This is a genomic window from Stenotrophomonas sp. STEN063 (assembly GCF_056854515.1).
Genome location: NZ_JBXFWF010000043.1, coordinates 1 through 12,976, shown reverse-complemented (window position 1 = coordinate 12,976; position 12,976 = coordinate 1). Strand labels below are relative to the sequence as shown.

Here is a 12,976-nt window from a genome sequence, read left to right as displayed (position 1 = left end):
AGGGCTGGGGAGGGGTAGCTCTTCGCAACACCCCAAAAACCAGCCCAAAACCCGCACACCGGCTACAATCGCCGCCATGCGCGTCCTACTGCAACAGCCGCCCAGCGGCAAAGAAGCCCCCCGCTACGTTCAACTGTCCCTGGTGCCGGATCTGCTCGGCGGCTGGGAGTTGCTGCGTGAAAGCGGCCAGACCGGTGGCCGCATTCAGTTGCGCCGCGAGCTTTTCCTGCAGCACGACGACGCCATCCACGCCTTCGAAAAGGCCCGCGATGGCCAGATCAAGAAAGGCTTCCAGGTGATGTTCACCGCCGGCCAGCCCGCGCCCTGAATCCCGCATTCCCTGCAGGTGCGCCGCAGCGCGCCTGCGGTTCTTACCCAGGAGTTCCATGTGACCAGCCCACTTCGCAATGATCGCTTCCTGCGCGCCCTGCGCCGCGAGCCCGTGGACTACACCCCCGTCTGGCTGATGCGCCAGGCCGGCCGCTACCTGCCCGAATACCGCGCCACCCGCGCCCGCGCCGGCAGCTTCCTGGGCATGGCCAAGAACCCGGAAGTCGCCTGCGAAGTGACCCTGCAGCCGCTGGAACGCTTCGACCTGGATGCCGCGATCCTGTTCTCGGACATCCTCACCGTGCCGGACGCCATGGGCCTGGGTCTGTACTTCGTCGACGGCGAAGGCCCCAAGTTCAAGCACCCGGTGCGTGATGCCGCCGCGGTCGCCAAGCTGGCGGTGCCGGACATGGAAACCGAGCTGCGCTACGTGATGGACGCAGTCCGCCTGATCCGCCGCGAGCTCGACGGCAAGGTGCCGCTGATCGGTTTCTCCGGCAGCCCGTGGACCTTGGCCTGCTACATGATCGAAGGCGGCGGCAGCAAGGATTTCGCCCGCATCAAGGCAATGGCGCTGAACGAGCCCAAGGCCCTGCACCAGCTGCTGGAAGTGGTGACCGATGCGGTCATCGCCTACCTGTCGGCACAGCGCGCGGCCGGTGCGCAGGCCCTGCAGGTGTTCGACACCTGGGGCGGCGTGCTGGGTCCGGCGATGTACCGCGAGTTCTCACTGCGTTACCTCAACCGCATCGCCAGCGAGCTCAAGCGCGGCGACGGCGCCGAGCGCACCCCGCTGATCCTGTTCGGCAAGGGCACCGGCCAGTACGTCGCCGAGTTGGCCGCCAGCGGCGCTGAAGGCGTCGGCGTGGACTGGACCATCTCGCTGGAAGACGCTGCACGCGCAGCCGGCGGCAAGGTCGCACTGCAGGGCAATCTGGACCCGACCACGCTGTATGGCTCGCCCGATGCGATCAGCCGCGAAGTCGGCAAGGTGCTGGAAAGCTATGCCGCTGGCAACGGTGGCTCGCGCGAAGGCCACGTGTTCAACCTGGGCCACGGCATGTCGCCGGATATGAACCCCGAGCACGTCGCCGTGCTGGTGGATGCGGTGCATCGCCTCAGCCGCCGCTGAGGTCCGAAGGCCCGGAAGCTTGACTTCAATCTTCCGGGCCCGGACGCTGGGCGCCCCTCATCAGGCCCGCGTCCCATGTCCAAACGTTGCACGTCACTGCTGCTCGCACTGGCAATCGCTGCGCCGATTGCAGCAATCGCTGCACCGCCGCCACTGCAGTTGGGCGAGGATGACTTCCCGACGCTGGCCGCGTTTCCTGAAGTCGCACAGCTGACCATCTTCAGCACCGGACCGATGGAATTCCCGACCAGCTGCAAACAGATCCGCATTGCGCGAGCAGAAGAAATCGCACCTCGCTGGCGGCCGTACATCACCCGCCTTTCGCTCGACCGCTGCAGCACCGAATCCGTCGGCACCGATGCCATGCAGGACACCTCGTACGATGCCAGCGCCCGGATCAGGCCCGGACTGGTAACCCTGTACGGATTGCCGGTGACCGAGACGCGCGAAACGTTGGCCGAAATGTACGGCAACCGCACGCTGGTGCTTGCGGTTCCGCTGCAGGAGGCATTGGAGAAAATACGTCCGATCAGCGAGCGCAACTGTGCACCGGTGGCGCGCAACAACCCCGGCATCCCAACCAACTGCAAGATGGAACGCATCGACGAGGACAGCTGGAGCATCACCATCGGTGAACTCAATTCCACCATCATGCTGAGCCGGAACCCTGATGATTCCGGATCAACCCTGTACACCATTGGCGGCGGCGACTGATCTACGCAACATCTGCACACGCATCGGAGGACAATAAGCGCCTGCTCCAGTGCGAGTCGTCTTGATGCCCCCAGCTCCCCCCATCCCGCAGCCTGCCAGTTCCGCCCAGAAGCCGCTGCTATGGCTGGTGTCGCTGGCCATCTTCATGCAGATGCTGGACTCGACCATCGTCAACACGGCCTTGCCGGCGATGGCGCGCAGCCTCGGCGAGAGCCCGCTGCAGATGCAGTCGGTGGTGTTCAGCTACGCGCTGGCGGTGGCTACCTTCATCCCCGCCTCGGGCTGGATCGCCGACCGCTTCGGCACGCGTCGCACCTTCCTCGCCGCGATCGTGCTGTTCACCCTGGGCTCGCTGGCTTGCGCGCTGTCACCCACGCTGCAGTGGCTGGTGGCCTCACGCGTGCTGCAGGGCATTGGCGGCGCGATGTTGCTGCCGGTCGGCCGTCTGGCGGTGATGCGTTCGGTGCCGCGCGAACAGTTCCTGTCGGCGATGAGCTTCATCGCCATCCCCGCGCTGATCGGCCCCCTGCTGGGCCCGACCCTCGGCGGCTGGCTGGTGGAAGTCGCCTCCTGGCATTGGATCTTCCTGATCAATCTGCCGATCGGCATCATCGGCTTCGTCGCCGCGCTGAAGATCATGCCCGACCACTACGGCCAGCGGAATCAACGCTTCGACCTGGCCGGCTATGTGATGCTGGCGTTCGGCATGATTGCCTTGTCACTGGCATTGGATGGTGTGTCAGCGCTCAACTCGGCGCATGCACTGGTGCTGCTGCTGGCAGTGGTTGGCATCGCCGCATTGGCCGGTTACTGGCTGCATGCGGCCAACGCCGCCAATGCGCTGTTTCCGCTGAGCCTGTTCAAGGTGATCAGCTTTCGCATCGGCATCCTCGGCAACCTGTTTTCGCGCATCGGCAGCGGAGCGATGCCGCTGCTGATTCCGCTGCTGTTGCAGGTCGGCATGGGCCTGAGCCCGATGACCGCAGGCATGATGATGATTCCGGTCGCCCTGTCCGGCATGGCCGCCAAGCGCGCAGCGGTGAGTCTGGTGGAGCGCTTTGGCTACCGCCGCATCCTGATGATCAACACCGTCTGCGTCGGCCTGGCGATGGCCAGTTTCTCGCTGATCACCGCCGAGCAGCCGCTGTGGTTGCGGCTGACCCAGCTGGCGATCTTTGGTGCGGTCAATTCGATGCAGTTCACCGTGATGAACACCGTCACCCTGCGCGACCTGGACACGCACCAGGCCAGCAGCGGCAACAGCTTGTTGTCGATGGTGATGATGCTCGCCACCGGCTTTGGCGCGGCCACCGCCGGCAGCCTGCTGGCGGCCTTTGGCAATCACTTGAGCGGCCACGGCGCGACTGCCGCGTTGCACGCAACTTTCCTCTGCGTCGGGGCGATCACCCTCAGCTCGACCTTGGTGTTCTGGCAGCTGCCCGACAACCGCCCGCACCCGCGGGCGGTGGAAGAAGTTGCCGAGTAAGCGCGCCCTTCAGTCGGGCGCGGCCTGCGCCTGCTGCCGGCGCTGCGCCTCCAATACGCCAGCGATAGCCTCCAACAACACCTGCGCGGTCACCGGCTTGCGCAGGAAGTCGGCAAAGCCGGCCTCACGTGCCAGCGGCTCGGCCTCGGCATCAGAGCGCGCGGTTACCGCGATCAACGGCATCTCGTAGCCCATTGCCTTCAATTGCCGTGCGAGCCCGAAGCCATCGATGCCGGGCAGATCCAGATCCAGCAAGGCCACATCGAACTCCTGGCTGGAAAGTTCGGCCAATGCTGCCAGGCCATGCGCGGCATGCACCGCGCTATGCCCGTGCACTTCCAGCAAGCCACGGATCACCGCAGCAATCGTCGGGTCGTCCTCCACCAGCAGCACCCGCTGCGCCGGCAAGTTCATCCACGCGTCGCTGGTGGCATCATCGTCCATCGAGGTCGGCGGCACTTCCCAGGCCAGCGGCAGGTCGACGATGAAACAGGTGCCCTCCCCCAGACTGCTCTCCACATCGATGCTGCCGCCCATCGCCACGCTCAACTCGTTGCAGATGGCCAAGCCCAGACCGCTGCCACCATAGCGCGCGGCGGTGCGCGCGCCATCGGCCTGCTCAAAGCGACGGAACAGGCGTTGCTGCTGCTCGGCACTGATACCCGGACCGGTGTCACTGACCTCGAAACGGACACCCTTGCCACCGTCCTGCAGGCGCACGCGCAGGCTCACCGAACCATGGCTGGTGAACTTGATCGCATTACCAAGCAGGTTGAGCAGTATCTGCCGCAAACGCATCACATCGCCGATCAGGCGCGTGCGTGGCGCTGCAGCGCTGTCGAATTCGAATGCCAGCCCGCGCCGCTGCGCCAGCGGTTCCATCAGGCCGCGCACGTCTTCCAGCAACTGCCGCAGCTCCAGGGGCTGATTCTGCAGCTCCAGTCGCCCGGCTTCGATACGGGCAAGATCCAGCGCATCGTTGACCAGTCGCAGCAGGTGTTCACCCGCCCGGCGGATCGACTGCGTATAGCCACGCTGGCGCTCGTCCAGCGGTGTCGCCAGCAACAGTTCGCTCATGCCCAGCACCCCGGTCATCGGCGTGCGCACCTCATGGCCGAGCGTGGCAAGGAAGCGGGTCTTGGCCAGGGACGCCTGCTCGGCCAGCTCCTGCTTGTGTCGCGCCAGCTGCCATTCATTGCGGCGGCGCAGGCGCCGCTGGTACAGCCAGGCACCACTCAATATCAGCGCAACAGCTATCACGAGGAAAGTCATCACCCCGGCCGGGCTGCGCGCCCATGGCGGCTGCACGCGGAAGGCCAGGGTCTGCACCGGCGACCACACATTGTCCGAAGTGGCGGCCTGTATCTCCAGCTGATAGCGCCCCGGCGGCAGCCGCGAGAACACGCGATCGCCGGACGCGCCCACGTCCACCCAGTCCGGGTCATAGCCGGCCAGGCGGAAGCGGTAGGTATTGGTCGCCGAGTCGGCGAAGGACAGCAGGCGCGCGGCAATGCGCAGGTCGCGGTCGCCGTCGAGGATCTGCAAGGGTGACTCCAGGGTGATGTCGCGTTCCTTGTCGCCACGACGCACGCTTACCCGCTCGATGATCAGCGGCGGTCGGCGGGTTGAAGGCTTCACCTGGCTGGGGTCGAACAACACCACGCCATCGGGCGTGCCACCGGCCAGCTGGCCGGTACGCGCCTGCACCAGCGAGCGACGGCGGAACTCCTGCCCAGGCAGGCCATCGTGCACGCCATACATGCGCACCGAGCGATTGGCCGGGTCAATGCGGATCAGGCCGCGCGCACTGATCGCCCATGCCACGCCTTCGGCGTCCACCAGCAGGCCGGTGGCAGCCAGCATCGGAAAGCCCTGCTCGACGCCGACGCGATCAAGCAAGGTCATGCGCTGACCATCCCACAGATAGCGATCCATGCGCCCAAGGCCGGCGATCCAGACCACACCGGTATCGGTGACGTGGAAGGTGGAGACGCGCCCTGTCGGCGCGCCCGGCACCGGCGCGAAGCGCCCCTGCTGCGACTGCCAGGCATGCAGGCCGGTACCGGTCGCCAACCACAGCTGATCCGCAGGGCCGCACTGCATGTCTTCGATCAGTGCTTCCGGCACCCCGGCCTGGCCCGGTTTCAGCTGCAGCAGCACGTGGCCATCAGCATCGCGTTGCTGCATGCCGCCGTCTTCGGAATAGATCCAGATCCGGCCACCGTTGCAGCTGCGCACGATGTCGGCATCACCGATCATCGCCGCGTCCTTGCCGTCATTGCCATGCCAGCGCTGTACGCTGCCGTCACCCGGGTCGTAGCGCACCAGCGCATCCAGACTGCCTATCCAGACCTTGCCGTGTGCATCCTCAACCAACGACTGCGGCCAGTTCTTGCCATCAATCGCCTGCAGGTGGTGTTGCACTTCACCGGTACCGGGGTCGAGCCGATCCAAGGCGCCGCGCGTACCCACCACCCAGATACCACCAGAGGCCGATGGCGCCAAGGCCAGTGCATAAGGATTGCGCAACGAGGATGGATCGTCCATATGCCGCGACAACACCGAGAACTGCCGCCAGCTAGGTGGCAGATGCCATAACCCGGCATTGGTGCTGGCGAACCACAGCCCGCCTTCGCGGTCCTCGTAGGCGCTGGACCAGTTGGGCTTGACCAGCCCGCGTTCCTGCGCGCTGTACAAGGGCACGTTGCGCACCACGTTGCTGCGTATCCGGCCCAGCCCGGAACGGGTATCCAGCCAGTAACTGCCATCGGCCGAATACTGCAGCATGTTGAACACATCGCCGGGCGCGGCACCTGCCCAGGTTGCCGCCTCGAAGCGGCCGTCGGCATGGCGCTGGACCACGCCTTCATTGGTGGCCACCCACAGCCGGCCTTGCTTATCAACCTTCAAGCCATTGATGCGCGGCGAAGGCAGCAATGCATTGCTGACCCGGTCGAAGCCCGCGCCATTCCAACGCGCCAAGCCGCCCTTGGTGCCAACCCAGAGGCTGCCATCCGGGGTGACTGTCATGTAGGTCACCGACGACGCCGGCAGGCTGTGCTCATCGCCGGCTATCGGCATGAAGCGACGGATATTGCCGTCCGGATCGAGCCGGTGCAGGCCACCGGTAGCGGTACCGAACCAGACGCTGCCATCAGGCGTGGAGGCGATGGCCCAGATCGTATTGCTGCCGATCTGCGGATAGGTCTGCTGGTCGAAGAAGGTGAACTTGAGCCGGTCCGGCGACAACATCACCAGCCCGGCGTTCTGCGTGCCAATCCACAGCCGGTTGCTTTTATCCGCGTGCAGACTCCACACCACGTTGTCGCGCAGCCCGTTCTCCGCGCGCCAGATGCGGTAATTGCGACCGTCGTAGCGGGCAAGCCCGTCTCGGCTGGCCAGCCACAGGTAACCGGTGAGGTCTTCGGCAAAGGCATTGATGTTGCTGGAAGGCAGGCCATCGGCCACGGTCAACTGCCGTGGCTGCGGTGTTGCAGGCACTTCGGCCAGTGCCGCAGATGGCACCAGCAACAGTCCGCCCAGCAACAACCCTGCGAGCCATTTCATCAAACCCAACCTCCTGCCACGCCGCCCGGCGCGCCTGTGATGGCGACTATTGTGCCTGTCCCGGCGCCAACGCATCAGCGATCGCATCGACCAGCATCTGCCCGGTTACCGGCTTGCGCAGGAATTCCTTCATACCTGCAGCGCGCGCCAGCTGTTCGGCCTGTGCGTCAGCGCGCGCGGTGACCGCAATCAACGGGAAGCGGTGACCGGACCCACGCAGCTGGTCAGCCAGCGCGATGCCATCCAACGCCGGCAGATCCAGGTCCAGCAGACCCACATCGAATGCCTGCTCGCCCACCTCCGCCAACGCGGCCAGTCCGTGTGCGGCATGTATCACCTGATGGCCGCGCGCGGTCAGTAGACCGGTGATCACCTGGGCCACGGTCGGATCGTCCTCCACCAGCAGTATGGTCAGTGGCCGCAGCGCGACCGCAGGCTCGGCAGCAACCGCCCCGGCGCTGCTCGAGTGCTGCCATGGCAGCGGCACTTCAAGCACGAAGCACGCGCCTTCACCCAGACGGCTCTCGACGCGGATGTTGCCGCCCATTGCTATTGCAAGCTCCTGGCATATCGCCAGACCCAGACCACTGCCACCGTAGCGCGATGCAGTACGGTTGCCGTCAGCCTGCTCAAAACGTTGGAACAGACGACTCTGCTGCTCGGCACTGATACCCGGCCCGGTGTCGCTGACGCTCAGGCAGATGCCGCCGTGCCCTGGCAGCAGCTGCGCGCCAACCGCGACCTTGCCACGTTCGGTGAACTTGATTGCATTGCCCAGCAGGTTCATCAGGATCTGCCGCAGGCGCATGGCATCACCCACCACCATCACCGGTGTTGCAAACGGCGCAGCAGCCTCGAACACCAGCCCGCGACGCTCCGCCATCGGCGCCATCAGAGCGCTCACTTCCTGCAGCAGGCGGCCGAGGTCGAACGGGCGATTGTCGAGCTCCAACTTGCCTGCCTCGATACGCGCCAGGTCCAGCGCGTCATTGACCAAGGCCAACAGGTGCGTGCCGGCCTGCTGGATCGCACCGGCAAAGCGCTGCTGGCGCTCGTCCAGATCGGTGCTCAGCAACAATTCGCTCATGCCCAGGACACCGGTCAACGGTGTGCGCACCTCATGGCCCAAGGTTGCCAGGAAGCGGGTTTTCGCCTGCGAGGCTTGTTCGGCCAATTCCTGCTTGTGCAGCGCCAGCTGCCATTCGTTGCGCCGACGCTCACGCCGCCGGTACCCGAGCACCGCTGCCACCGCCAACACTCCGAGCAGCAGCGCCCAGGCCGCCAGCGCCCAGTTGCTGCGCCACCACGGTGGTGCGACCTCGATCTGCAATGTCTGCGGTAGCGTCCACGGACCATCGGCGGCTGCACCCTGCACCTGCATCCGGTAGCTGCCGGCAGGCAGGCGCGATACCAGGCGTTCACCATCACTGCCCAGATCCACCCAGTTCTGGTCGTAGCCTTCGATCTGGACGCGGAAACGATGCCGCGCCGGATCGACATAGGACAGCAGTCGCCCGGTCACCCGCAGATCGCGATCCTCCGGCCCAAGGTGAATCGACGTCCCCTTGAGCCGCTGCTCGCGTGCAGCATCATCGCGACGCACGCCGATCGACTCGATCACCAGCTGCGAGCCCACTGGCGCGGTGACCTTGGCATCGGGATTGAAGCTGAGCAGGCCTGTCGCAGACACCGCCAAGGCCCGTCCGCAACCCGCATGCGCCGGTGGCCGCGCGGTGAACTCGGTATCGGTCAGGCCATCGCCTTCTTCCAGCACCCGCACCCGCGCCGCACCCGGCTGCCACCACAGCAGCCCGCGCGTCGTGGTCGCCCACAACTGGCCACTGCAGCCCACCACCAGCCCACCCATCGCCACTGCCGGCACCCCTTCATCGGCACTCAGCCGCTGCAGCAGGGAGAATCCATTCGCGTCATGAGCGTAATGTTCCAACGCGCCATCACGCGCCAACCAGGCGCTGCCATCGGCGAGGAACACCAGGTCATAGACCATTCCTTCCGAAACACCTGGCACGACGACAAAACGTTTGCCATCAAAACGCTGCACGCCGCCACCGCCAACCACCCACAGGCTGCCATCGGCCCCCTGTCGCAGCTGCTCAACCAGCTTTTCCGGCAGGCCGGAGGCCGTTCCCTGCGGATAATCCGCCAACAAGCGACCATCGGCCGCTCGGTGCTGCAGGCCGTAATTGATGATGGACAGCCACATGCTGCCGTCGGCCGCCAGCCGCATCAGATCCGCGCGCTGGGTTGGATCGTCACCAACGCCCAGATCGATCCGCCGCACCTGTCCATCCGAGGGCCGGTACAGGGTGATCCCACCGGCGCGGCCCAGCCAGATCACCCCATCACTACCGCGCTGCACCGACCAGATGCTGCCGGGGCCGAGTTGTGCATCACCGGCCAGCTGCGACAGCTTTCCATCCACATCCAACTGGTACAGGCCATGGCCGCCAACCACCAGGAAGCCCTTGCCGTCGGCGGCGGAGTTGATCAGGTACAGGCTCTCCAGCGATTTGCCGTCGAGCTGGTAGTGACTGGAAAACCGCGACCAGTCCGGACGCAGATAGGCCATGCCCTGGGTCAACATGGCGGTCCAGATGCCGCCTTCGTGATCCTGCAGCAGATCCAGCACACCACTGTTGGCAGTCAGGAAGCCGCTGCCACCGTCACCGTCCAGCAACTGCAGGTTATGCGCATCGCCGCGATACAGTCCGGAGGAGCTGCCCATCCAGTAGCGCCCATCGCGGTCATGCAGGACCATGGCCGCACGCGCCTGCGCCGCCTGCGGCCATGGCGCAGCCGACACCGTACCGTCGTCGAGTACCCGGTACAGGCCGGCATCGGTGCCTACCCAGATGCCGCCATCGCGATCGCCGCTCAGGCGGATCACATCCTTGCCTTCGAGCAGTGGCGAACGCACAGCCGCAAAGCCGTCCCCCCGCCGCCAGCGCACCAGGCCACTGGTGGTACCGATCCACATGCTGCTGTCCTTGCCGGGCAGCAAGGCGTAGATGGTGTCGTCCGGCAGGCTGCGCGGATCATCCGGCTGGTGCTGGTAGCGGCTGATCCGGCCGTCGGCATGCCGCAGGCAGATACCGCTGCCGCTGGTACCCACCCACAGGTCGCTGCCCTGCATGGCCAACGCCCAGACCTGCTGTTTGCAGATGGCCTCCAGCTCGGCGAAGCGGGTGAAGCGCTGGCGGTTGGCATCCAACATCGCCAAGCCGGCACCGTTGGCACCGACCCAAACCCGGTCCTGTGCATCGATCAGCATGGTTTCCAGCGTGTTGCCCGGCAACGAGCCCGACACCTGCGGGTCGTGCCGCCATACCCGCAACTGGGTACCGTCGTAGCGTGCAAGTCCGTCATCGGTGGCTGCCCAGACATAGCCTTGATGATCCTGGCCCAGCGCAAGCACGGTCCGCGACGGCAGGCCTTCAGCCACACCCAGACGCCGCATGCGCGGCGTTTCAGCCAGATCCAGCGCCACCGCCCAGCACGGCCACAACAGCAGCAACGCCAGCACCGTCAGCCGTGCACCCCGAAAAATCCTTTTCATCAACGCCCGACACTCCCCATCGCGGCCCCACATGCTTCACCCCAATCGGTGCGACTTTAGCGCCGGCCCCGGCCCCGGGCAAAGTCACCTGAACCGACTGCGTAACAAACCGTTGCGCAATATGCGCACAAACCATCACCTGCATCCGCCTAGAATCCCCTATCCCGACCCGGAGCCGGACCTTGCTGCCACGCCTGCTACTGCTGACCTGCGGCCTGCTCTCCTTTGCCGCCACTGCTGCCAACGAGCGCTACCGGCTTGATCCCGTGCATACCCGGGTGCTGTTCTCCATCGAGCATGCCGGCTTCTCGCATGCGCTGGGCACGGTGTCCGGCAGCGAGGGTGTGCTCGACTTCGACCCGCAGGACTGGGCCAACGCCAGGCTCGACGTCGCGGTGCCGATCACCCGGCTGGACCTGGGCGATGGCAAATGGAACCAGGCCACGCTGGCGCGCAACCTGCTCGATGGCGAGCGCTTCCCGCAGGCACGCTTTGTTTCCAGCCGGGTCGAGCCGATTGATGCCAACCACGCCCGTGTGTTCGGTCAATTGACACTGCGCGGAGTCAGCCGAGAAGTCGCGCTGGAGGTCACCCTCAACGCGCTCAAACGCCACCCGCTGCCACCGTTCCGGCGTACCGCCGGGTTCTCGGCGACCACCACGCTCAGTCGCGCCGACTTTGGCGTCAGCGCCTGGCCCTCGGTGATCGGCGACAAGGTCGAACTGCGCATCGAGGCCGAGGCCGTACGCGATGCCGGCGCCGAAGCACCGCCCGCCACCACCGAACCGACACCCGCGCCGGACAGCAGCCTCGAAGATGCCGCCGACGCAGCCCTGAAATCCGCAACAGAAACGGAAAAACACCCATGAGCCTTGAAAACACCGCGCAACGCTGGGGCAGCCTCAGCAAAAGCCTGCACTGGCTGATCGCCGTGCTGATCCTGGCCCTCGGCATCGTCGGCCTGACCATGGGCGAGTTCCCGAAGACGCCGAAGTACTTCTGGATCTACACCATGCACAAGTCCATCGGCATCACCGTACTGGTGCTGGTGGTGGTTCGCCTGGGCTGGCGCCTGTATGCCGGCGCGCCGGAACCGGTGCCCGGCACCCCGAGCTGGCAGGAACGGATTGCTTCGGCCACGCATTGGCTGCTGTACGTGCTGATGTTCGCCATCCCGCTGTCGGGTTGGTTGTACGACTCGGCCAGTGGCCTGCGCCCGTTCAAGCTGTTCGGGTTGGTCGAAATGCCCAAGCTGGTTGCCCCCAGCGAGCAGGCCAGCCAGTTCTCCCATGCCATCCACGAATGGGGCTTCTGGGCGCTGATCCTGCTGGTGCTGGCACATGCCGGTGCCGCGTTCTATCACCACATTCATCTACGCGATGCCACGCTGGCACGCATGCTGCCGCAAGGCTGGCTCAACCTTCCGCAAAAGGATTCCGCATGAACATCAAGCTCACCTCCCCCGCCGCTGTTGCCGCCGCCCTTGCCGGCATGCTCGCTGTCGCCCCGGCCATGGCCGCCGACTACCAGCAGGCGCCAGGCGCCGGTTCCATCCTGGTGTTTGCCACCAAATATGACGGTGAAGTCTTCACCGGCAGCTTCCCCGGCTTCCAGACCCAGGTCAGCTTTGACCCGGCCAACCCGGCTGCCGGCAAACTGGACGTGACCATCCCGCTGGTTGGTGCCAAGAGCGGCAATACCGATCGCGACTCCACCCTGCAGGGCGCGGATTTCTTCAACGTCGCACAATTCGCCCAGGCCCGTTACACCGCCAACGGCTTCCGCGCGCTGGGCAACAACCAGTACGCCGCCGACGGCACCCTGGAGCTGCGCGGCGTCAGCAAGCCGGTGACGCTGACCTTCACCTGGGCAGCGGGCGCGCAGCCCGTGCTGACCGGCAAGGCCACGGTCAAGCGACTGGACTTCGGCGTGGGTGGTGGCGACTGGGCCGACACCAAGACCATCCCCAACGAAACCGCGATCAGCACTATCGTCAAGCTGAACGCCAAGTAAGACGCTGCCCTCGCCCCAACCCCTCTACCGCACGCGGGAGAGGGGAATGTAGTGGCGCGCCCGGCGAGGGGGCCGCGGGCCCGCGGACCTCCCCCCCCCGCCGGGGGGGGCGCGGCAAGTGTTGGGGGGGCCCCCCGCCCCCCACCGCCCCCCCCAA

9 protein-coding genes are annotated in these 12,976 nt (G+C 65.8%); 7 read left to right on the top strand and 2 right to left on the bottom strand.

From position 1 onward, the window contains the following. The first annotated feature begins 76 nt into the window (after positions 1-76). The 4 genes from AC1VWL_RS12320 to mdtD all read left to right on the top strand — a co-directional run bounded on the left by AC1VWL_RS12320 (position 77) and on the right by mdtD (position 3,662). Positions 77-328 (top strand): WGR domain-containing protein, encoded by a 252-nt coding sequence (locus tag AC1VWL_RS12320; protein WP_282265842.1) that lies wholly within the window; start codon positions 77-79, stop codon positions 326-328. A 60-nt stretch (positions 329-388) separates the two neighbouring features. Continuing rightward, complete coding sequence (gene hemE, locus AC1VWL_RS12315) at positions 389-1,462, top strand: uroporphyrinogen decarboxylase (RefSeq protein ID WP_296249391.1); 1,074 nt, start codon at positions 389-391, stop codon at positions 1,460-1,462. 75 nt (positions 1,463-1,537) lie between these two features. Further along, positions 1,538-2,176, top strand: coding sequence for a hypothetical protein (locus tag AC1VWL_RS12310; protein WP_482986883.1), 639 nt, complete (start codon positions 1,538-1,540; stop codon positions 2,174-2,176). Between the two features lie 64 nt (positions 2,177-2,240). Next, complete coding sequence (gene mdtD / locus AC1VWL_RS12305) at positions 2,241-3,662, top strand: multidrug transporter subunit MdtD (RefSeq protein WP_482986882.1); 1,422 nt, start codon at positions 2,241-2,243, stop codon at positions 3,660-3,662. 9 nt (positions 3,663-3,671) lie between these two features. Here mdtD and AC1VWL_RS12300 read toward each other — a convergent pair whose 3' ends face one another. Both AC1VWL_RS12300 and AC1VWL_RS12295 read right to left on the bottom strand, forming a co-directional pair. Further along, a complete protein-coding gene (locus AC1VWL_RS12300) occupies positions 3,672-7,229 on the bottom strand; it encodes a hybrid sensor histidine kinase/response regulator (RefSeq protein WP_482986881.1) in 3,558 nt (1,185 codons plus the stop codon). 46 nt (positions 7,230-7,275) lie between these two features. Next, positions 7,276-10,806 (bottom strand): hybrid sensor histidine kinase/response regulator, encoded by a 3,531-nt coding sequence (locus AC1VWL_RS12295; RefSeq protein ID WP_482986880.1) that lies wholly within the window; start codon positions 10,804-10,806, stop codon positions 7,276-7,278. Positions 10,807-10,988: 182 nt separating this feature from the next. On the opposite strand from AC1VWL_RS12295, the gene AC1VWL_RS12290 reads away from it, so the two are divergent. From AC1VWL_RS12290 to AC1VWL_RS12280, 3 genes are read left to right on the top strand one after another with little or no spacing between them, the layout of a single operon-like run. Then, positions 10,989-11,675, top strand: a complete 687-nt coding sequence (locus tag AC1VWL_RS12290) for a YceI family protein (protein ID WP_481534275.1) — start codon at positions 10,989-10,991, stop codon at positions 11,673-11,675. Beyond that, positions 11,672-12,250 (top strand): cytochrome b, encoded by a 579-nt coding sequence (locus AC1VWL_RS12285; RefSeq protein ID WP_296249378.1) that lies wholly within the window; start codon positions 11,672-11,674, stop codon positions 12,248-12,250. Before AC1VWL_RS12290 ends, AC1VWL_RS12285 begins: the two co-directional genes overlap by 4 nt. After that, the gene (locus tag AC1VWL_RS12280; RefSeq protein ID WP_296249376.1) at positions 12,247-12,819 is read left to right on the top strand and encodes a YceI family protein; all 573 of its coding nucleotides are present in this window, start codon (positions 12,247-12,249) and stop codon (positions 12,817-12,819) included. Before AC1VWL_RS12285 ends, AC1VWL_RS12280 begins: the two co-directional genes overlap by 4 nt. Positions 12,820-12,976: the final 157 nt, after the last annotated feature.

Excerpts from the sequence above, each read along its gene's own strand:
- AC1VWL_RS12320 (WP_282265842.1), top strand. The coding sequence starts at position 77 with ATGCGCGTCCTACTGCAACAGCCGCCCAGCGGCAAAGAAGCCCCCCGC.
- mdtD (WP_482986882.1), top strand. The coding sequence starts at position 2,241 with ATGCCCCCAGCTCCCCCCATCCCGCAGCCTGCCAGTTCCGCCCAGAAG.
- AC1VWL_RS12280 (WP_296249376.1), top strand. The coding sequence starts at position 12,247 with ATGAACATCAAGCTCACCTCCCCCGCCGCTGTTGCCGCCGCCCTTGCC.
- AC1VWL_RS12300 (WP_482986881.1), bottom strand. The coding sequence starts at position 7,229 with ATGAAATGGCTCGCAGGGTTGTTGCTGGGCGGACTGTTGCTGGTGCCA.
- AC1VWL_RS12310 (WP_482986883.1), top strand. The coding sequence starts at position 1,538 with ATGTCCAAACGTTGCACGTCACTGCTGCTCGCACTGGCAATCGCTGCG.
- AC1VWL_RS12295 (WP_482986880.1), bottom strand. The coding sequence starts at position 10,806 with ATGAAAAGGATTTTTCGGGGTGCACGGCTGACGGTGCTGGCGTTGCTG.
- AC1VWL_RS12285 (WP_296249378.1), top strand. The coding sequence starts at position 11,672 with ATGAGCCTTGAAAACACCGCGCAACGCTGGGGCAGCCTCAGCAAAAGC.